17 protein-coding genes and 3 tRNA genes are annotated in these 20,210 nt (G+C 39.1%); 13 read left to right on the top strand and 7 right to left on the bottom strand.

What is annotated here, in order from left to right; all coding sequences use genetic code 11:
• Positions 1–107 precede the first annotated feature (107 nt).
• The 3 genes from radA (at position 108) to IMO47_RS05635 (ending at position 3,614) form a co-directional block, all read left to right on the top strand.
• The gene (radA, locus tag IMO47_RS05645; RefSeq protein ID WP_196077364.1) at positions 108–1,496 is read left to right on the top strand and encodes a DNA repair protein RadA; all 1,389 of its coding nucleotides are present in this window, start codon (positions 108–110) and stop codon (positions 1,494–1,496) included.
• Positions 1,497–1,891: 395 nt separating this feature from the next.
• On the top strand, positions 1,892–2,887 hold the full coding sequence (locus IMO47_RS05640; RefSeq protein ID WP_196077365.1) for a TIM44-like domain-containing protein: 996 nt from the start codon (positions 1,892–1,894) through the stop codon (positions 2,885–2,887).
• 379 nt (positions 2,888–3,266) lie between these two features.
• Positions 3,267–3,614 (top strand): EF-hand domain-containing protein, encoded by a 348-nt coding sequence (locus IMO47_RS05635; protein ID WP_196077366.1) that lies wholly within the window; start codon positions 3,267–3,269, stop codon positions 3,612–3,614.
• A gap of 132 nt (positions 3,615–3,746) precedes the next feature.
• Here the strand turns inward: IMO47_RS05635 and IMO47_RS05630 are convergent, their stop codons facing one another.
• On the bottom strand, positions 3,747–4,922 hold the full coding sequence (locus IMO47_RS05630) for a trypsin-like peptidase domain-containing protein (RefSeq protein WP_196077367.1): 1,176 nt from the start codon (positions 4,920–4,922) through the stop codon (positions 3,747–3,749).
• 172 nt (positions 4,923–5,094) lie between these two features.
• Between IMO47_RS05630 and IMO47_RS05625 the strand changes: the two genes are divergently transcribed.
• The 7 genes from IMO47_RS05625 to IMO47_RS05595 all read left to right on the top strand — a co-directional run bounded on the left by IMO47_RS05625 (position 5,095) and on the right by IMO47_RS05595 (position 8,563).
• Positions 5,095–5,853: a Nif3-like dinuclear metal center hexameric protein gene (locus tag IMO47_RS05625; RefSeq protein ID WP_196077368.1), complete on the top strand. Its 759-nt coding sequence runs from the start codon at positions 5,095–5,097 to the stop codon at positions 5,851–5,853.
• Between the two features lie 209 nt (positions 5,854–6,062).
• The gene (locus tag IMO47_RS05620) at positions 6,063–6,689 is read left to right on the top strand and encodes a superoxide dismutase (RefSeq protein WP_196077369.1); all 627 of its coding nucleotides are present in this window, start codon (positions 6,063–6,065) and stop codon (positions 6,687–6,689) included.
• Between the two features lie 53 nt (positions 6,690–6,742).
• Positions 6,743–7,408 carry a hypothetical protein gene (locus tag IMO47_RS05615; protein WP_196077370.1) on the top strand — a complete coding sequence of 222 codons (666 nt, stop codon included), beginning with the start codon at positions 6,743–6,745 and terminating at the stop codon, positions 7,406–7,408.
• Between the two features lie 74 nt (positions 7,409–7,482).
• Positions 7,483–7,558, top strand: a tRNA-Asn gene (locus IMO47_RS05610).
• A gap of 5 nt (positions 7,559–7,563) precedes the next feature.
• Positions 7,564–7,639: transfer RNA gene (locus IMO47_RS05605), tRNA-Asn, on the top strand.
• 335 nt (positions 7,640–7,974) lie between these two features.
• Positions 7,975–8,050 (top strand) — tRNA-Asn (locus IMO47_RS05600).
• Between the two features lie 63 nt (positions 8,051–8,113).
• Positions 8,114–8,563 carry a DUF2726 domain-containing protein gene (locus IMO47_RS05595; RefSeq protein ID WP_196077371.1) on the top strand — a complete coding sequence of 150 codons (450 nt, stop codon included), beginning with the start codon at positions 8,114–8,116 and terminating at the stop codon, positions 8,561–8,563.
• A gap of 16 nt (positions 8,564–8,579) precedes the next feature.
• Here the strand turns inward: IMO47_RS05595 and mgtE are convergent, their stop codons facing one another.
• The gene (mgtE, locus tag IMO47_RS05590) at positions 8,580–9,917 is read right to left on the bottom strand and encodes a magnesium transporter (protein ID WP_196077372.1); all 1,338 of its coding nucleotides are present in this window, start codon (positions 9,915–9,917) and stop codon (positions 8,580–8,582) included.
• Positions 9,918–10,163: 246 nt separating this feature from the next.
• On the bottom strand, positions 10,164–13,262 hold the full coding sequence (locus IMO47_RS05585; RefSeq protein WP_196077373.1) for a multidrug efflux RND transporter permease subunit: 3,099 nt from the start codon (positions 13,260–13,262) through the stop codon (positions 10,164–10,166).
• 272 nt (positions 13,263–13,534) lie between these two features.
• Here IMO47_RS05585 and IMO47_RS05580 point away from each other — a divergent pair, with 272 nt between their 5' ends.
• The 3 genes from IMO47_RS05580 to IMO47_RS05570 all read left to right on the top strand — a co-directional run bounded on the left by IMO47_RS05580 (position 13,535) and on the right by IMO47_RS05570 (position 15,899).
• A complete protein-coding gene (locus IMO47_RS05580; protein WP_196077374.1) occupies positions 13,535–14,680 on the top strand; it encodes a glycerophosphodiester phosphodiesterase in 1,146 nt (381 codons plus the stop codon).
• 141 nt (positions 14,681–14,821) lie between these two features.
• On the top strand, positions 14,822–15,196 hold the full coding sequence (locus IMO47_RS05575; RefSeq protein ID WP_196077375.1) for a diacylglycerol kinase: 375 nt from the start codon (positions 14,822–14,824) through the stop codon (positions 15,194–15,196).
• Positions 15,197–15,698: 502 nt separating this feature from the next.
• Positions 15,699–15,899 (top strand): hypothetical protein, encoded by a 201-nt coding sequence (locus IMO47_RS05570; protein WP_196077376.1) that lies wholly within the window; start codon positions 15,699–15,701, stop codon positions 15,897–15,899.
• A 149-nt stretch (positions 15,900–16,048) separates the two neighbouring features.
• On the opposite strand, the gene groL is transcribed toward IMO47_RS05570, so the two are convergent.
• From groL to IMO47_RS05550, 4 genes are all read right to left on the bottom strand, one after another.
• Positions 16,049–17,683 carry a chaperonin GroEL gene (gene groL / locus IMO47_RS05565; RefSeq protein WP_004828344.1) on the bottom strand — a complete coding sequence of 545 codons (1,635 nt, stop codon included), beginning with the start codon at positions 17,681–17,683 and terminating at the stop codon, positions 16,049–16,051.
• Between the two features lie 102 nt (positions 17,684–17,785).
• Positions 17,786–18,076, bottom strand: coding sequence for a co-chaperone GroES (locus IMO47_RS05560; RefSeq protein WP_196077377.1), 291 nt, complete (start codon positions 18,074–18,076; stop codon positions 17,786–17,788).
• A gap of 207 nt (positions 18,077–18,283) precedes the next feature.
• Positions 18,284–19,039, bottom strand: coding sequence for a metallophosphoesterase (locus tag IMO47_RS05555; protein ID WP_196077378.1), 756 nt, complete (start codon positions 19,037–19,039; stop codon positions 18,284–18,286).
• Positions 19,020–19,961, bottom strand: a complete 942-nt coding sequence (locus IMO47_RS05550; protein WP_196077379.1) for a diacylglycerol kinase family protein — start codon at positions 19,959–19,961, stop codon at positions 19,020–19,022. The genes IMO47_RS05555 and IMO47_RS05550 overlap by 20 nt, the downstream gene beginning before the upstream one ends.
• Positions 19,962–20,210: the final 249 nt, after the last annotated feature.

Raw genomic sequence — 20,210 nt, 5'->3', positions numbered from 1 at the left:
AGTTTACGTGCCAAAATTGTTTTTGGCGAGATGTTGTGCAAAAAATTGTATTTTAAAGGCGCTATTGGTACATTCATCAAATTATTGAAAAGGTATATGCACTCAAAATGGGCAAAGTCAAAACTGTTTATCGTTGTGAACAATGTGGTACGGACCATCCAAAATGGGCAGGTCAATGTTCAGACTGTGGTGAATGGAATTCTCTGACTGAAGTCCGTATTGAACCTGTGGTGTCACATCGAGCGAAACCTATGGGTGGTGGATATGCCGGACAAGCAGCCAATGTAACACTGTTAAATCAAATCACCGTTTCCAATGAAACGCGTTTAGGCACAGGAATTGGAGAGTTCGATCGGGTACTTGGCGGTGGTTTGGTTACTGGTTCGGTTGTATTGATCGGAGGCGATCCAGGCATCGGTAAGTCAACCATTCTTTTACAAACTGCAACACATATGGCAGCTGCGAATAGCTCTGCACTTTATGTCACAGGCGAAGAATCACTTTCTCAAGTTGCCTTACGTGCCAACCGTCTTGATTTGGCCACAGATAAATTACAGGTTATGGCTGAAACCTGTGTTGAACGAATTTGTGATACCTTGGCACAATTGCGTCCTGCAGTTGCGATTCTCGATTCAATCCAGACGCTATATACCGAAACCTTGCAGTCTGCGCCCGGTGGAGTATCACAAATTCGTGAGTCGGCAGCGCTGTTAACGCGATTTGCAAAAAATAGTGGTACTGCTTTATTCATTGTTGGTCATGTTACCAAAGAAGGTTCACTTGCCGGACCGCGAGTTCTTGAACATATGGTCGATTGTGTTTTGTATTTCGAAGGACAGTCAGACTCTCGCTATAGAATGATTCGCGCAGTAAAAAACCGTTTTGGTGCAGTCAACGAACTTGGCGTATTTGGCATGACTGATAAGGGTTTAAAAGAAGTCGCAAATCCATCTGCTATTTTTCTAAGCCGCTATGATGAAGCCATTCCCGGTTCAGTTGTGATGATCAGTCGTGAAGGGACCCGCCCCTTACTGGTTGAAGTTCAGGCGCTGGTTGATGATGCCCATGGGCAGCCGCGCCGTGTAGCACTCGGTTTAGAACAAAACCGTCTAAACATGTTGCTTGCAGTGATGCACAGACATGGTGGTGTACAGACTTCCGGACAAGACGTATACGTGAATGTGGTCGGTGGATTAAAGATTACAGAAACAGGTTCTGACTTGGCAGTTCTATTGGCTTGCGCATCCAGTTTACGCTCCAAAGCTCTACCTCAGCAACTGGCGGTGTTTGGTGAGGTCGGTCTATCTGGAGAAATACGCCCTGTTCCCAATGGACAGGAACGTCTCAAAGAAGCCATCAAACACGGTTTCAAATACATTATTGTTCCTAGAGGCAATGCTCCGCAAAAGCCAATTGCGGGTGTACAAGTGATTGCTGTTGCTCGCTTACATGAGGCGCTCACTGAGACAATGCAACTGAGCGACGAAGTAGCTTAATCGCAAAACTCAAGCATGCTTTCATTTCTAAAACATTTCTGATTCAGAAGAGTGCTGCTTTTGCTTTACAGCCTAAACAGCACAATTGAATGAGGCTAAATGAGAATTTTTGAGAGTAAATGCTTATTTTTTTGCGTTAGAATTATACAATTCCGCAAATATGATAAAACTACTCTAAATTCAGACTTTTCAATTATTTAAATAAATTAGCTCCATGATTATTTTGATCACCTTCGCCATCCATATATTCGTTATGATTATGTGAATATATACGCAAATAAATGTCAAAAACATTGAAATTCTCTGTAAAAGACTGCATAAATACAGTTATGAAAAGTAAAACATCAGGTAGTTACTTTTCATACCCATAAACATATTTTAAATAGGTACATTCAATGGAAGTTCGACAGCGCGGCTTGATCGCAGGTATTTTAATGGCAACTTTGGCTGTTGCACCGCTCGCTGAAGCAAAACGCGCCGGTGGTGGTAAAAGCCATGGCATGAGCCGTTCTTCGAGTTCAAGTCAGTCTTATTCTCAACCTCGACAAGTTACGCCTGCTCAACAACCAATGCCAGCTCAAGCAGGTCAGCAAAAGTCCGGCTCTGGTGTCGGTAAAATGGTGGCTGCTGGTGTGGCTGGTGCGGCTGTAGGTGCAATCGCTGCAAATGCAATGGCTGACAATCATAATGGCAATTCACAAGCGCAGACCAATGATGCTGAATTAGCGAAACAACAAGCGGCTCAGCAAGAAGAGAAAAAAGGCGGAATCCCAAGTTGGATTTGGTTAATTTTAATCGCGGGTGCTGCATTCTTCTTGTTCCGTAAATTCGGCGCTAAAAAAAAATTAGCGGGCAATAACCCTTATGCACCAAATACATCAGGTCCTACATCTGCACCATTTGGTCAAAACAGCACCGCACGTAATTCAGACAATACCAATATTTTTGGTCAATCTGTAAATGGTGGTGCTGCTCCACAAGCGCCTTTTGGTTCAGCATCAATGCAAAGTGGCAATCAGCTTCCAGATGGGACTGAACCTGCGGCGTTCTTACGTGTGGCACGCCAACGTTTTAACCATATTCAATCCATGAACTCTGTCAGTAACATTGCAGAAATTCAACGCTATTTAACGCCTGATCTTTATCAGTCCATGTATAACGACATCATGGCAAACCAGGATCAGGATGTTGCTGAGTTTTCGAACTTGAATGCATTGGTGGTCGATAGTGCAACTGAAAATGGTCAATATGTGGTGAGTGTTCGTTTTACGGGTACAGTAAGTGAAGATTTAAATAGCTTACCTGCACCATTCTCAGAAGTATGGCATTTTGTTAAACCTGCGGGTTCTAGCCAAGATTGGTTAGTAGCAGGCATTCAGCAAGAAAGCTAATCTAATAAGATCTTTATGCCTATCAAAAACCAGTGCTTAGACGCTGGTTTTTGTTTATTTTAATCCAACACAAAAGCCATCCAAACCCATGATGCAGTGATCTATGTTATCCCTTTCATATCGAAAGATCGGGATAATTAAAGGCTTTGAACAATTCGCCTAGGTTTGCAACCATGTGTTTTTTAGGCGATTCTAGGCTCAAATACCAAATTTAGTCATTCTAAATGATGAGAAACACTGTTTCACAAGGGAACCACGAAGCTGCCCCAAGCCACTGACACAGCAAACCATTTATGAAATGCCCGCAGCCCCCTAAATTGCTTTTAGACGTTGAATGATATATTTATGTTTTAAATATCCCTGCAAATAGAGTAGAACAGTGAATAAGATAATCTATGCGACACTCATCAGTCTCAGTACATTGAGCGCTTCAAGCTTCGGCTGTGAACCTGCTTCCATGGATTGGGAGGGATTTTATAAAACTTATGATTTAAATAAAAATAATGCTTTTGAACTGAATGAATTTTTAAAGGTTACAGACTTTGCGCCATACCCTTGGCCAGATGACCGACAGTTTCAAGGTAAAGATAAAAATCTTAAATTATTTAAATATCTAGACGAAAATAAAGACGGTAAAATCACAGAAGATGAATTGGTCAAAGTTTATACTTTATTCCCAAACCCTTGTGCCGATTGGCCGCATAAGCCCAAATGGAAATTTTGGTAAAAACTTAACTGGGAGGAGACAGGCCAGAGATTTTAAATAAATGATGAAGATCATTTCTGTTGCTCTTGCTCTGTTTAGATGCTATTGAAAATATAAAAAAGCCCTGAAATATCAGGGCTTCCATACATAAGATTAACGTTTTGGTAGCGGAATAAATTGGGAGTCATTATTCAGGACTTTTCGTTCTCCCACTTTAACAGTTAAATTCACTTTTTGGTCACCACGTACAACTTCAACCTGAATCTCAGTATTTGGCGCTTGCAACGCAACATAATTAATCAAATGCGAAGTTGAGGTAATATCTTCATTGTTGACTTTAACAATACGGTCACCAACTTTGATTCCTGCTTCTGCCGCAGGACCTCTTTTCAATACATCTGCCACAACAACACCAGGCTGACGAGGTTGCAACACGTCTTCTTGGGTTGGTGGAACTAAACTGATGCCCATCCAGCCACGAATTACTCGACCATCTTTTAAAATCGAATTGAGTATTTGCTGGCAAATTTTTGCAGGGATTGCGAAACCGATTCCTAAAGACCCACCTGACTGTGAGAAAATTGCAGTATTGACCCCAATCAAATTCCCAGCAACATCAATCAATGCCCCTCCAGAATTACCTGGATTAATCGCTGCATCTGTTTGAATAAAATCTTCATAAGTATTGATCCCGAGATCAGAACGTCCTGTTGCAGAGATAATCCCTTGAGTTACAGTTTGCCCTACTCCAAATGGATTACCGATTGCCAAGACCACATCACCCACTTCATTGCCACTCAATTTAAACGGCAAGACGGGTAAATCTTTTAAACCAATTTTGATGACGGCCAAATCTGTATCTGGGTCAGTTCCTATTACAGTTGCTTCTGCACGGCGTCCGTCTTGCAGGGCAACCACAATTTGATCAGCCTGTGCAATAACATGGTTGTTGGTCAGAATATATCCATCTGGGCGGACGATCACCCCAGAGCCCAAGCTATTTTCATTCTGGTTTTGATTCTGTTCAGGAATCTGATTACCAAAAAACTCTCGAAATGCAGGATCATTAAGCAATGGATGATTTTGTTTTACTTTTTGAGTAGTAAAAATATTGACCACAGCAGGCGCTGCAACTTTGACAGCCGCGCTGTACGAAACCACCCCACCTGTTCTAGAGGTATTGACCAACGGCTCTACTTTCTCCGCTGGCATTTTTACACCATCTGCTGCAATCGGTGCTTTGGGTTGCTGAAGTTTCTGCCATACGACAAAACAAATAATTACCAGTATTAGTAAAACCCAAGGGAGCCAAGTAAATGAACGCCGCACGTTTTTATTCCTCTAAGAATTTTTTAATTCGTTGATGCAAAAGCAATTTGTATATTGTAAAGCAATTCAATAAAGAAACATAAAAAATACAAAGAGTTTTGTTCAGCTTTAGTTACAGTTTAAAATGTGTTTTGATATCCTCCAATTAATGTAATTTCATAAAAGGTGATTCATGGCTTTACTTAAAGATATTATTCTGTGGTGTGATCAAACCTTAAAATCACATGAATTTAAAGACTATTCGCCTAACGGGTTACAAATTGAAGGAAAATCTGAAGTAAAGAAAATTCTTTGTGCAGTGACAGCTTCACAAGATGCGATTGATGCAGCCATTGAAAAAAAAGCAGACCTGTTATTGGTCCATCATGGATATTTCTGGAAAGGCGAGCCTTACCCAATTACGGGAATGCGTGGTAAACGCATCAAGCGTTTAATTCAAAATGACATTTCTCTTGTCGGCTATCATTTGCCCTTAGACTCGCATCCAACACTCGGTAATAATGCCATGATTGCTCAAATATTGGACTTGGAAAATATTGAAGCTTTGGATCCTTATGAACGTCATCCGATTGGCAATATCGGTTATTTAAAAAAAGCTCTTTCTCCTGAAGATTTTAAACAATTGCTGACTGAAAAATTAGGTTTCGAGACCATTCATTTGAATGCAGAAAAATCACGGATTCAAAAAGTAGGCTTCTGTACAGGTGGAGCACAGGATTATATTGTTAAAGCAGCAGCGATGGACTGTGACGCCTATATTTCAGGGGAAGTCAGCGAACGTACTTTTTATGAAGCCAAAGAACTAAATGTGCACTATTATGCCTGCGGTCATCATGCTACTGAACGCTATGGCGTACAAGAATTAGCCAAAGCAATTGCGGCACAGTTCAAGATTGAGTCTGAATACCATGAGTTGAATAATCCGATTTAATCTCGATAAAAGTATCAGCTCATTATCTTTAAAAATGACTTGATACTTTTTCAAGAAAATCTTCACTGGATTTCTTGATTGTCTATATACGTATTAAATCGAAATAAATTGTGTATTGTTATTTAACATCATGCCCTATTGCGCGAAGAATCTATTACAATAAAGCCACTTAAATGTTAAAACCCAGCTCAATGCAAGGAATTTAAAACATGACAACCATTACTTTACCTGCTCTACCATACGGCTACGAAGATCTTGCGCCACACATCAGCAAAGAAACTTTAGAATACCATCACGATAAGCACCACAATACCTATGTTGTAAACTTAAACAACTTAATCAAGGGTACTGATCTTGAAGGTAAAACTTTAGAAGAGATCATTGTTGCTGTTGCTGGCGATGCATCTAAGGCAGGTGTATTCAACAACGCTGCTCAAGTTTGGAATCATACTTTCTACTGGAACTGTATGGCTAAAAACGGTGGCGGTAAAGCAACAGGTGCTTTGGCAGCTAAAATTGATGAAGCTTTCGGTTCTTACGAAAAATTTGCTGAAGAGTTTGCTGCTGCTGCAACAACTCAATTCGGTTCAGGCTGGGCATGGCTTGTTGCTGACAAAGTAAACGGTGAGCTTTCTATTCTTAAAACTTCAAATGCAGATACTCCACTTGCTCATGGCAAAGTTGCGGTATTAACAATCGATGTTTGGGAACACGCTTATTACATCGACTTCCGTAATGCTCGCCCAAAATACATTTCAACTTTCCTAGAAAGCTTAGTGAACTGGGACTATGCAAACGCTAAATATGCAGGTCAAGCTGCGGGTGTTGAAAAATAAGATTGAATAATTTTATTTTGTCAAAGAGCCATTCTGATTAGAATGGCTTTTTTATGTCATTCTATTTTTATCATTTCATGATTGATACTACATATACAATAAAAGCAGATCCAATAAAAATCATTGCGGGCTTTGTCATTCTGACTGCGCTACAGATTCCTTGCTATCTTTATATCGCAGCTTCAGACTACATCACCTTTACTTTTATTTTCGTACTGTTGTTTTGGCTGTTTATTTTGTTATTCGAACTGATTTCAATCTATCTACTGATTAAATATGGACGTCCGCAGCTATGTTTTCACAGCGATTTTTGCCAAATTCAAATGGCTGCAATCAACATCAAAGTAGATTATGAAAAAATTTCCACATTGAGCCTGCGTAAAAGACAGCAAGAACATCGTGGTTTTTCCTATGGAATGTGTTACGAAATTGAATTAACCATGTGCAATCAAATCATGCAGCAACATGTTTTTAGAAAAAAGCCCTATCCTGTCAAAAACTTATTCATATCTTCCAACTTGCTTTTCAGAAGTACCCAAATCCTAGAAATTGCGATTATTTTTAGTGCTTTAGTCCGAAAGAAAGCTTCCAAGCGGATTGAAAGTATTCTACAGCTACAACGCTGTCCCCAAGCATATGAAGGGTTAATTTCTGAAAAAGATTTAGAAAACTTTAAAAATAATCAATATATATACAAATTATTTAAATTCGGACAATAAAAAAACATTTAGGGTATTTTTGGCATAATTTCACTTGACCACTTTGGCTTTCATCCATAAAATGCGCATCAGATTCTCCAATAGCTCAGTCGGTAGAGCGACGGACTGTTAATCCGCAGGTCCCTGGTTCGAGCCCAGGTTGGAGAGCCATCTATTCTTCCATAGCTCAGTCGGTAGAGCGACGGACTGTTAATCCGCAGGTCCCTGGTTCGAGCCCAGGTGGAAGAGCCAGATTCTAAAAAGCCCACTCATGATGAAGTGGGCTTTTTTATGGTTAAAATTTAACAGTATTGCAAAGACAAACCGTACAATCAATTAAATGAAAATCAGTACTGGCTGAATAGATTGCCAGTAGAGCTAGGTCATTTGAATGATGATTGAGTTGATCTAAGGTTTAAGTTAAACACTGACTCTGGTGAAGCCGAATACTCCTTTTAAACAAATCTATGAATTTCTTTATTTTTATTCAAAATGATCAATTATTTAGCAAACAATACTTTTTTATGGTGAATTTAACAATTTTTCCTTGACCCATCAGCATTTCCTCCCTAAAATGCGTTCCAGATTCTCCAATAGCTCAGTCGGTAGAGCGACGGACTGTTAATCCGCAGGTCCCTGGTTCGAGCCCAGGTTGGAGAGCCAAATTCTGAAAACCCACTCAATTATGAGTGGGTTTTTTCTTGCCTATCAGATACTGTTTTATTTATGTCGCTGAATTCCCATCAGGCTTTATTTTTATTTATCGGCTGTATCGCAACAATCGCTTTGCTGATTGCATGTTTTGGCCGTTATCTATTTCAACGCCAACATTACTATGCAAAACGTGTAATTACACCATTTGAACAGAAAATGTTTTTCCGCTTGAATGAGACTTTTCCTCAACACCACGTGCTGGCACAAGTTGCTTTCAGTGCCTTAATTGACTCTGATCAATTCAAGTTACGTTCCAAGTTCAATCGTAAAGTCACTGACTTTGTTCTGCTCAGTCCACAACTCGAAGTGATTGCAATTATTGAACTCGATGATCCCAGTCATATCGGTAAAGAACATATCGATGCACAACGAGATGCCATGCTGATACAGGCGGGTTATCAGGTATTTCGCTATACAGATATCCCCAGCAGCCGAGAACTCCGAAAAGATATTGCCCATTAAGTTGATCACACAGCACTTATAAAATAATCGAGGCGATACACAGATAAACAATTACACCGGTTGCATCACAGATTGACGTCACCAATGGGGCCGATGCACTTGCTGGATCTAGCCTTAAACGGTTCAAGATGAACGGTAGGCTCATACCAATAAGACAGCCCATCAATACAATGCCCATCATACTGAGTGCGAGGACCAAAGCAACCATTGCATCACCTCTAAAATAGCCGAGTATGGAAACTGCTATTGCCATCGTCCCACCAAGACATAAGCCAACCAAACTCTCCCGTCCAATCAGATATAGCCAATCTTTTAAATGGACATCCCCAGTTGCCAAAGCACGTACCATCAAAGTTGCAGATTGAGAGCCAGCATTCCCTCCACTTCCCACAAGCAAAGGCAAAAAGAACACCAATACAATATTCTTAGCAATGATGTCTTCAAAATGCGCGATACCAAAACCTGACAATAAGCTGCCAAATACCAAGATGACCAACCAGAATACACGTTTCTTATACAGATAATGAATGGGCGCCGTTTTAATGCTCATTTTGGGCGAAGACGTGACTGCACTGGATTTTAAAAAGTCTTCTGTCGCCTCTTCAGTCGCAATATCCATTGCATCATCATAGGTCACAATCCCCACTAAACGTTGTTGCTGATCTACAATAGGGAGGGCAATAAAATCGTAATAATGTAATTTTTCCGCAATACTTTCCTGATCTTCGTTGACATCTCCTACAATTAAATCAGTACGCATCACTTCAGTCATATTTTGATGGGGATCAGCCAAAATCATTTCACGTAAAGAAGCGACACCCAATAATCTATTATGCGGATCTACAACATAGATGAGATAAACTGTTTCACGATTTTTAGCACTTTTTCTGATGTGTTCAATCGCTTGGGTAATATTCAGATCTGGTGGCACTGCCACATAGTCTGAACTCATGATTGCCCCAGCAGATTCTTCTGGATATTTGGCTAAATGTTGAATTTGCTGTTGGATTTCAGGACTAAGTTCAGTATAGATAGACTGTTGTAATGAATACGGCAAATATTTAAATAAATCTGTCTGGTCATCTGAATGCATCTGCGAAAGAACTTGAATCAGGTTCTGCTTTGGCAAATGCTCTGCGATTTTAAGCTGTTGGTCTAATGAGAGGAACTCAAGAATATAGGCAGCATTGGGCAGATGCTCAACCAAGGTCACCTGTTCACTTAATGACAGATCACCCAACAGCTTTGCTATATCAGCATCATTAATTTGATCAAAATATTGTTCTATCAATTCAAATTGGTGGTTTTGAATGGCTTTTTCTATTTTTGAAATTAATTCTAAAGAAAACTGCATAAGAAAGTCCAAAGTTGATCACGCTTTGGCACAAATACTGGACTGTAATGCTAGGAAAATAAAGCGCTTTTTTGTTGTTAAAATGAGGGGTTCAATCCAGAAGAATAGCTTCTGAATACAGCCCGTCAGCTAAATTTGAGTGGGTATGCAGGCAAGGTTCAAATCACCTGTACACTTTCCACACAACAATGCCTTACAGCATCACATCATCAAAGGCTGTGAAAATTTAAAAGCCGATACCTTGAATCATTCAGAAGTCACTTTGGGTTTAAAAATCGTTCGGATCAGCACATACATGAATGGGATAAACAGCAACACCAAAATGGTTCCAAAAATCACCCCGCCCAATACACTTACACCAATTTCTTGGCGACTTGCAGCACCTGCACCAAAAGCAAGTACCAAAGGAATGACCCCAGCACCGAATGCCAATGAGGTCATCAAAATTGGACGTAAGCGCAATCCGGCACCTTCCAGTGCAGCTGCAATCGCTGTTTTCCCTTTTTCTTGTGCCAAAGCTGCAAATTCGACAATGAGAATGGCATTCTTGCACGACAAACCAATAGTCGTCAGCAAAGCAATTTGAAAATAAATATCATTGGGAAATCCTGCGAATTGACTAAACAGAATATTTCCTCCAATGCCTAGAGGAATTGCAGCAATCACAGCTGTGGGGATCGACCAGCTTTCATATAATGCAGCCAAACATAGAAAAATGAATCCAATAGAGACTAAATACAGTAACCATGCTTGACTGCTAGATTTCTGTTCTTCAAAGGATAATCCACTCCAGGCAACATCAATCCCCTGTTGCTGACCAATCAACTTCTGAATATCACTCATTGCCTGACCAGAACTGGTATGAGCCGCAGTATTGGCTTCCATTTGCAAGGCGGTATACCCCTGGAAACGGTTGACGACATCAGGCCCTCCTTCCCAAGCAATGGTCGAGAAATTACTGAATGGAATCATTTGGTTCTGTGCATTACGAACGCTCCACACCTCTAAGTCTTCCGGTTTGGAGCGGAACTCAGCATCACCCTGCATCATGACACGTTTAATACGCCCACGATCAATAAAATCATTTACATAAGAACCACCCCATGCCGCAGACAAGGTGCTATTAATTGCTGTTTGACTTAAACCATTTGCCAATGCCAGTTTTTGATCAATATGAATTTTTAATTTAGATTTGTCAGGATTGGACTTCTTATCTAAATTTTCAAAGGTTAGAAATTGTTTGGCCTGGTTTTGTAAAATACCAAATTGTTGCTCAAGATATTTACGCCCTTGACCATTCACATCCTGAATCCAAAACTCTAAGCTATCACTGTCTCCCAAACCATTCACAGAAGCTGGTAAACTTACGGTAATGCGAGCATTTGGGTTCTTGTTAAAATACTTTACGGCACGCTCACGAATGGCTTGTGCAGAATTTTCCGAACCGGAACGATTATCCCAATGTTTGAGCGCAATGAAACCTGTGCCAAGATTTTGTCCAGTACCAGAGAAGTTACGACCATAACGAATCAGTACAATATCGACATTCTGCTTTTCTTTTTCCAAAAAATATTTGCGTATACTTTCGCCAACCACCTGACTACTTGACATAGGTGCGCCATCTGCTAAACGGAACTGTACACTGAGCATTCCCTGATCTTCGCTTGGAATAAAACTGGTGGGTAAAGCACGATAGAAAAGTGCAAAAACCACAGTCAAGCCAAAAAACAATGTCAAAATCACCCATTTAAAATTCAAGGTTTTCTGAATCAGTTGAGTATAACGCTGCTTGAGATGATCGAGTTGGCGATTAAACCAAGTCGCCCAACGCATAGGTTGGGGATTAGGTTTTAGGATAATTGCACATAATGCGGGTGTAAGGATCAGCGCAACCAACAATGACAATGCCATTGCTGAAACCAAGGTGATAGAAAACTGACGGTAAATTACACCAGTAGACCCAGTAAAAAATGCCATTGGAATAAATACAGCAGTCAATACGACTGTGATCCCAATCAAAGCACCTGTCATTTCTTGCATCGATTCAATAGAGGCTTGCTTTGCAGTCAAGCCCTGTTCATGCATCAAGCGCTCAACATTCTCAACAACAACAATTGCATCATCCACCAACAACCCAATAGCCAAAACCAAGGCAAACAAGGTAAGTGTATTGATACTCATCCCCAGTGCAAACAGTACCGCAAACGTCCCTAAAATAACGATCGGTACAGTGATGGTTGGAATAAGTGTCGCACGCCAACTTTGTAGAAAAATAAACATCACCAAAACAACCAAAACGATCGCTTCAAACAATGTTTTAACCACTTCTTTTATCGATTCTTGAACGAACGGCGTGTTGTCTCGTGGATAAACAATCTTGTAGCCTTGTGGAAGTTTTTCAGAAATCTTGGCTAATTCGGCTTTAATCAATGCTGATGTAGCCAAGGCATTGGCACCCGAAGATAAAGAGATCCCCATCCCCGATGATGGATAACCGTTGATGGTATTAAAAGACTGATAATTTTCTGCGCCCAATTCAACGCGTGCGACATCTTTTAAATATACATAACTTCCATCTGTATTGGATTTAACAATAATATTTTTAAATTCGTCAACCGTTCTTAAGCGTGAGCCTGCCGTCACTTTTGCATTTAAATATTGATCAGAAGCTACGGGTAAATCGCCAACACCACCAGCAGCAACTTGAGTATTTTGCACTTCAATAGCACTACGAATATCACTTGGCATCAACTGATATTGACGTAATAGATTCGGGTTCAACCAGATTCGCATTGCGTATTGCGAACCAAATACATCCACCTCGCCAACGCCTTCGATTCGAGATAATTCCTGCTCTATATGTGCAGAGAGATAATCTCCAAGCTCAATATTGTTACTTTTACCTGTTTCATCATACAAACCTACCACCATGAATGTATCGCCCAGTGATTTGTTCACTGTTACGCCTTGACGTTGCACATCATCTGGCAATCTGTTGAGTACCCCGTTGATACTGTTTTGTACTTGAACCTGAGCAGTGTCCGGATCAGTACCATTTTCAAAGCTAATACTGATTCGTGCACGTCCAGATGAGTCACTGCTTGAGCTGAAATATAGAAGGTGATCAATACCTTTAATCTGTTGCTCTAAAACCTGAGTAACACTTTCTTCAACAGTCTCAGCATCTGCACCAGTATATGTAGTGGAAATTGTAATGCGCGGCGGAGCAATATCCGGATAGCGTTCAATCGGTAAATTGACGACCGAAAAAATACCTAAAGCCATAACGATAATCGCAAGGACACAGGCAAAAATAGGACGTTGAATAAAAAATTTAGAGAGCATCAGATTTGCTTCTGTGTCAAATGATTGAGATTAATGTTGAGTTAACCATTAAATTCCGCTTATGTTGATATTCTGTGACTTGGATCGAAAACTCAAGAAAAAATAACAGAAATCCGAATGATCAAGCTGAATATGGAGAAACTGTGGAGATTACTGAATCTTATACAATTCATCCTGATAAATAAGTCGCTCATTCATCTTGTGATGTCATCACAATGTCAATTTAACCGCATAGACTAGCATTGATTTCAACACAATAATTTGAGTGAAATATGAATAAAAAAGTATGGCTCATCAGCACTAGCGTATTATTTTTAACTGCATGTAATGATGATAAAATAAATATCGTGACAACGCCTGAATATAAAGAACCCAAGATTATTATTGTTGGGCATCGCGGAGCCAGTGCTTTGCGTCCAGAACATACACTGGAAAGCTATCAAAAAGCCATAGATGATGGCGCTGATTTTATTGAACCGGATCTGGTCTCTACCAAAGACGGTGTTTTGGTCGCACGTCATGAAAATGAAATTGGTGGCACCACCAATGTGGGTACCCTTTCTCAATTTACAGACCGTAAGACAACCAAAATCATCGATGGGATATCTTTAACAGGTTGGTTTACTGAAGATTTCACTTCGAACGAACTCAAGTTGATTAAGGCACGCGAACGAATTCCTGCATTACGCCCAAACAACACGCAGTATAATGATCAATTCAATATCCCCACCCTTGAACAGATTATCGAACTGGCAGAACAAAATTATAAAAAAACTGGAAAAATTATTGGCTTATACATTGAAACCAAGCATCCCACATATTTTCAATCGTTGAGGTTAGGCATGGAAGATCCTTTGCTTAAAACTTTGGCAAAGTATCAATACACGCGCGAAATCGCACCTATTTATCTACAGTCTTTCGAAGTCAATAATTTAAAATATTTCAAAGAACAGCTTACACTTCATAAAAGTTTAAAGAATGCCAAAATTATTCAACTCTATGATGACAAAAAAGCAAGCCCAGCAGATTACGTTGTGCAAGGTATTAAAACAACTTATGGTGATATGGCAACAGCACAAGGTTTAAAAACAGTTGCAACCTATGCTGATGGCGTAGGTCCATGGAAACCTTATATCTTTAATGAAAGCTATACTGCCCCGTCTTCTTTTGTTGCAGATGCACATGCTGTCAATTTAAAAGTGCACCCTTATACTTTCCGACCTGAAAACAATTTTTTGGCAGCTAATTTAAAATGTAGTACAGCTGAACAAGATGCTGCGAGACGTTGTGAAACGGGTGCCAACAAAGAGTATGAGATGTATTTTAAAGCAGGTGTCGATGGACTGTTTACAGATGATCCTGGTCTAGGACGCAAAGCTTTAGATGCTTATTGGAAAAACAACCCACCTGTAAAATAACGCTTTAAAATATCGATAAAATAAAGCAATCGTGTAGATCGTTTGCTTTATTTTTTTCTAAATGGAGCGTTTTCGCTTAAATTTAATCCCCATTTAAGTTTAAAATAATACACTTGTTCAAAAATATAGCAGTTTGGTTTTATGAGTAATTATTCTCCATTTAAAGGTACCACAGGGTTTAAACGCATTCTTAATGCAACGGGTTATTCTTTGGCAGGTTTTAAAGCAGCCTATCAAAATGAAGCTGCTTTTCGACAAATTGTCTGGATTAATTTGATTCTAATTCCAATCACTTTTTTTATTGATGTTTCTTCAGTTGAACAAGCTTTGATGATCGGTGTCTGTTTACTTGCCATCATTGTTGAATTATTTAATTCAGCATTAGAAGCTGTGGTTGATCGCGTTTCTTTAGAACGCCATCCTCTTTCCAAGAATGCCAAAGACATGGGCAGTGCCGCTCAATTTGTTGCTCAATCGATTATTTTCTTTACATGGATAATTATTCTTTTTAAGTAGATTTAAATCTATTTAGAGTTTCTGTTGAATATTTAGATGAGCTAAAATACGCTTTAAATAAGATTATTCATTTTGGCTATATGAATTGAGCTGCTGTTCTATCTTTTTAATTATTTAAGCTTTATCTATCTGCAAGTGACAAGGACGTTATTCCTCGATAACATCGACCAGAATTTAATTTTTCAGTAAATAAAAAATACTCAGAGTCTGAACTTAAGTTTCAATCAAATAATTCCAGCCAAATGCTAAATATAAAATTTAAAAAATCCAGCCTGTTTTCAACAGACTCATGAATCAGTTGCTGAAGATGTGAATCAATTTAGAACCGATTTAAATCGATGGATATCATTACCTTTAGTTGTTTTGATGGAGAAGGAATAACTATCTAAATAAAAAATGGAAATGTGAAGCACAAGATGAATATTGATACAGGATCCACCTTATCCTTATTCTGGAAAAAAGATTAAAATCAAAATATTCTGAAATTTCATGCAAAACAGTGATGAATAAAATAGACGATAAAAATTACGATGCAATTCAAATAATGATCAATGGAGCCGAGAATAAATTAGCGATTAATGCTGTAGTGGTTGATGGCGATTTTAAGCATATGGATGTAGAAGGCGTAATTGCTAACAATTTTATTCAAAAACATAAAATCCTCATTGATTTCCCACACCATACATTATTTATTGAACCGTAATTTTTGCATATTATTGGCTCAAAATAATCCGGCTTGATATCCAGCAAATACTTCATACAACCCGCTTAATTGATCTGGTTGAATCAATCAGTCCAATAAAAATCCCCGCACAATGGCGGGGATTTTTTATGATCTGAGATCAGAATGACTTACATCATTCCGCCCATACCACCCATGCCGCCCATATCAGGCATAGCAGGTTTATCTTCAGGGATATCTGTGATCATACATTCAGTGGTCAACATCAAACCAGCAACAGAAGCTGCATGTTCAAGTGCTGAACGAGTGACTTTTGCAGGATCAAGGATACCCATTTCCAACATGTCGCCGTATTGTGAAGTGGCAGCATTGTAACCAAAGTTACCTTCACCATTTTTTACAGCGTTAATCACTACAGAAGGTTCATCGCCTGCGTTAGAAACGATTTGACGAAGTGGCGCTTCAATCGCACGACGAAGGATATTTACACCCACAGTCTGGTCATCGTTCGCACCAACAACACCGTCTAATGCTTTTGCAGCACGTACAAGCGCAACACCACCACCTGCAACAACACCTTCTTCAACCGCAGCACGAGTGGCATGTAGCGCATCATCAACACGGTCTTTTTTCTCTTTCATTTCAACTTCTGTTGCAGCACCGATTTTGATTACAGCAACACCGCCTGCCAGTTTAGCAACACGTTCTTGAAGTTTTTCTTTATCGTATTCTGAAGTCGATTCTTCGATTTGTGCGCGGATTTGAGTTACACGCTCAGCAATTTGATTTGCATCACCTGCACCATCTACGATCACTGTATTTTCTTTAGATACTGTGATTTTATGTGCAGTACCTAAATCTTGAAGTGAAGCCTGCTCTAAAGACATACCGACTTCTTCAGAAATCACAGTAGCGCCAGTCAAGATCGCAATATCTTGAAGCATTGCTTTACGACGGTCACCAAAACCAGGCGCTTTAACAGCACATACTTTGATGATGCCACGCATATTGTTTACTACAAGTGTCGCAAGTGCTTCGCCTTCAACATCTTCAGCAATAATGAGAAGTGGCTTACCTGTTTTAGCAACAGCTTCTAAAACTGTAATCAATTCACGGATGTTGCTAATTTTTTTATCAACAAGAAGGATGAACGGGTTTTCAAGTTCAGCCGTCAAAGTGTCTTGTTTGTTTGCAAAATACGGGCTGATATAACCACGGTCAAATTGCATACCTTCCACTACGTCAAGAGCGTCTTCAAAACCTGAACCTTCTTCAACTGTAATGACGCCTTCTTTACCAACACGCTCCATTGCCTGTGCAATTAATTTACCCACAGTTTCGTCAGAGTTTGCTGAAATTGAACCCACTTGTTCAATCGCTTTAGTATCAGAAGCTGGTTTAGCCGTTGCTTTGATGTTTTCAACAACAGCTTTAACTGCTAGATCGATACCACGTTTCAAATCCATTGGGTTCATACCTGCAGTTACAGATTTGATCCCTTCATTTAAAATTGCTTGAGCAAGTACAGTTGCCGTTGTAGTACCATCACCTGCGATATCATTGGTTTTTGAAGAAACTTCACGAACCAATTGTGCACCCATGTTTTCAAATTTGTCTTTCAACGAAATTTCTTTTGCTACAGTTACACCATCTTTAGTGATGTGTGGTGCACCAAAAGAACGATCGATAACAACGTTACGACCTTTAGGACCTAAAGTTACTTTAACTGCATCTGCAAGTACGTTTACGCCCGCAATCATTTTTGAACGAGCTGAATCACCAAATTTTACGTCTTTAGCTGACATGCTTAACTCCAATAATCTTTATTCTTTAACCATCTAATTTAAAAGTTGATTAGGTATATTGTTTTTTACTTCATCAGAAACAACACACCGTCTCGGTCTGAATTAACCTTCAAGTACCGCTAAAATGTCAGATTCTTTCATAATTAAAAGTTCTTCGCCGCCTACTTTTACAGTTGTACCTGCATAAGTACCGAACAATACTTTATCACCAACTTTAACGTCTAATGCACGCACACCATTGTCAGTGATTTGACCATTTCCTACAGCAATGATTTCACCTTGTGCCGGTTTTTCAGCTGCAGAACCTGGAAGTAAAATACCGCCAGCAGTTTTTGTTTCCTCTTCAACACGACGAATAACTACGCGATCATGTAATGGACGAATGTTGCTCATATAAAACTCCATAGACATCGTCTAAATGTCATTGATTACTCAGGGAAGATGACTTCTTATTCCTAGGTCATCGACAAAATATTTGTATGTCACATTTGTGGGGATGGAAATAAACGCTTCAAGGGGAAAATTAAAAAAAATTTATTTAATTTGTATTTTTTTTATTCGTTCAATTCAAATTGGCAAAAGAATCCACTGATTTTCTCATTATTGCGCAATAAATTCTTGTAATTGTTCATCAAAAAAATAATGTTGAAATGTACCATTTTCATGAATCACATTAAAACTATTGGGGATTTTTTTATGCAATCGTCGAGAAAGTGCAGTACCTGCATGAACTTCATAGACGGGATGAGATAGATTTAAATTAAATGCTTGGTTTAAATCATAGACAGCAACAAGATGTAAATGACCGTGCAATAAGGCATAGAGCTGATGCTGTCCCCATTCTTTAATCGCAAATTGCCCTAATGCAGGACAATCTTTTAAATGATGATCTTCATTCGAAGTATAAAACGGTTGATGACTGACAATAATTTTTAATTTATTGTCAGGTGCATCCGTCAACAATTGATTAACGCTCTCTATCTGTTCGAATGAAATATGACCACGCGTATGATAGCGACGTCGAATACTGTTCATGCCAATTAAATAAAAATGTTTGGTTAACAATGTCCGTTCTAAACTGCCAAAAAATAATTGATACAGACCAAAAGGTCGAAGCGCCCTGTTCCACAGATGATAGAGTGGAATATCATGATTACCAGGCACCACAAAATAAGGAGTTTTGAGAGATTCTAAAAATTGCTTGCAGGCATAGAATTCTTTGAATTTGGCACGTTGGGTCAGATCACCACTCACGACTACGACTTCAGGTTGATGTTCTGTACAAAACCGCTGAATTGCCTGTATACACGCTGGACGCTCCGTCCCAAAATGCAGATCAGATAGATGTAGCAGCATGCACAGGCACCATGATATTCAAAGCATTTTTTTCAACATGTAAATTCAAAGGAGTATCCATTGACACAATTTCTCCATCAATCGCAACTGTCAGTTTAGGCTTTTTCGAATACACAACCACTTTTTCGGCACCAAAGCTATACACATCTGATGCCTTTTCTAGTTTCCCTCGGATGGTCTGAAATAGTGTTTTAAATAAGGTGGCTTTATCCCCTTTTGCAATCACTACTCCTGCGATTTCACCGACTTCAGCACATTTTGAAATTCGTAAGTTTAGTTCTTTGAGTTGTAGTTGGTTATTTCCAAAAAAGATCAAAGGTGATTTGACTGGATATTTTTGTCCATCCACTTCAATTTCGAGTTTAAGCTCTTTGCGATCTCGAATCAGCACATCCAAGCCCGAGGTATATGCATTTAAAGCAAACCGTCCAAAACGCCGATTGTAAGCCTCTCGTTTCTTGATAAATAGAGGATATAATCCCAAACTGGCATTATTTAAATAAATCTGGTCATTGATACATGCGATGTGTGATGCACGTGGTTCTCCTGTAGCAATCACATGAGCCGCATCAAGCAGATTTAATGGAATATTCAAAGCACGTGCCACATAATTAAACGTACCTAACGGCAAAATGCCCATCGGAATATGTTGATGAAGCATTTGCGAGGCAACGGCATTCAACGTACCATCACCACCTGCGGCAACAATGACGCCAAGTTGTGAATATTGTGCGTGACGTTGATAGATTTTTTTCATTAACGTCTGAATGTCAACTTCAGCACTGATATCGAAAACTTGTATTTCAAAACCATGTGTAGTCCAAATGGTCATGAGTTTTTCGTACACCTCATCTTTGTGATTTGCATGAAAACCTGATTTTTCATTGTAAATCATCGAAAGAGGCTTTAAATCTGTATCCATAAGTTTGATTATTGTGAAGTATTTGCTCTAATTTCGTCGATTTTCTAAGCAAATAAAAGCACCTTTATGTAAAATTTGAATTATACCCATTTATTAAATCAATAATAATTTTTACCAGCTTCATATTTTCAAGTTATTGTTAATTATTATTATTTATAATAAAAATATTACTCATTGTCTTATTAAATAGTGTTAAATATCAACCAATAATTCAGCTTAAGCACTAAAAATCAACCACTTAAATCATTC

Source organism: Acinetobacter sp. Res13-Abat-PEC15-P4-01, from assembly GCF_015676285.1.
Taxonomy (GTDB): domain Bacteria; phylum Pseudomonadota; class Gammaproteobacteria; order Pseudomonadales; family Moraxellaceae; genus Acinetobacter; species Acinetobacter nematophilus.
The sequence above is the reverse complement of the archived record's forward strand: the minus strand, read 5'-3'. Positions and strand labels throughout refer to the sequence as shown.

Excerpts from the sequence above, each read along its gene's own strand:
- radA (WP_196077364.1), top strand. The coding sequence starts at position 108 with ATGGGCAAAGTCAAAACTGTTTATCGTTGTGAACAATGTGGTACGGAC.
- IMO47_RS05640 (WP_196077365.1), top strand. The coding sequence starts at position 1,892 with ATGGAAGTTCGACAGCGCGGCTTGATCGCAGGTATTTTAATGGCAACT.
- IMO47_RS05625 (WP_196077368.1), top strand. The coding sequence starts at position 5,095 with ATGGCTTTACTTAAAGATATTATTCTGTGGTGTGATCAAACCTTAAAA.
- IMO47_RS05620 (WP_196077369.1), top strand. The coding sequence starts at position 6,063 with ATGACAACCATTACTTTACCTGCTCTACCATACGGCTACGAAGATCTT.
- IMO47_RS05615 (WP_196077370.1), top strand. The coding sequence starts at position 6,743 with ATGTCATTCTATTTTTATCATTTCATGATTGATACTACATATACAATA.
- IMO47_RS05595 (WP_196077371.1), top strand. The coding sequence starts at position 8,114 with ATGTCGCTGAATTCCCATCAGGCTTTATTTTTATTTATCGGCTGTATC.
- mgtE (WP_196077372.1), bottom strand. The coding sequence starts at position 9,917 with ATGCAGTTTTCTTTAGAATTAATTTCAAAAATAGAAAAAGCCATTCAA.
- IMO47_RS05585 (WP_196077373.1), bottom strand. The coding sequence starts at position 13,262 with ATGCTCTCTAAATTTTTTATTCAACGTCCTATTTTTGCCTGTGTCCTT.
- IMO47_RS05580 (WP_196077374.1), top strand. The coding sequence starts at position 13,535 with ATGAATAAAAAAGTATGGCTCATCAGCACTAGCGTATTATTTTTAACT.
- IMO47_RS05575 (WP_196077375.1), top strand. The coding sequence starts at position 14,822 with ATGAGTAATTATTCTCCATTTAAAGGTACCACAGGGTTTAAACGCATT.
- IMO47_RS05570 (WP_196077376.1), top strand. The coding sequence starts at position 15,699 with ATGAATAAAATAGACGATAAAAATTACGATGCAATTCAAATAATGATC.
- groL (WP_004828344.1), bottom strand. The coding sequence starts at position 17,683 with ATGTCAGCTAAAGACGTAAAATTTGGTGATTCAGCTCGTTCAAAAATG.
- IMO47_RS05560 (WP_196077377.1), bottom strand. The coding sequence starts at position 18,076 with ATGAGCAACATTCGTCCATTACATGATCGCGTAGTTATTCGTCGTGTT.
- IMO47_RS05555 (WP_196077378.1), bottom strand. The coding sequence starts at position 19,039 with ATGCTGCTACATCTATCTGATCTGCATTTTGGGACGGAGCGTCCAGCG.
- IMO47_RS05550 (WP_196077379.1), bottom strand. The coding sequence starts at position 19,961 with ATGGATACAGATTTAAAGCCTCTTTCGATGATTTACAATGAAAAATCA.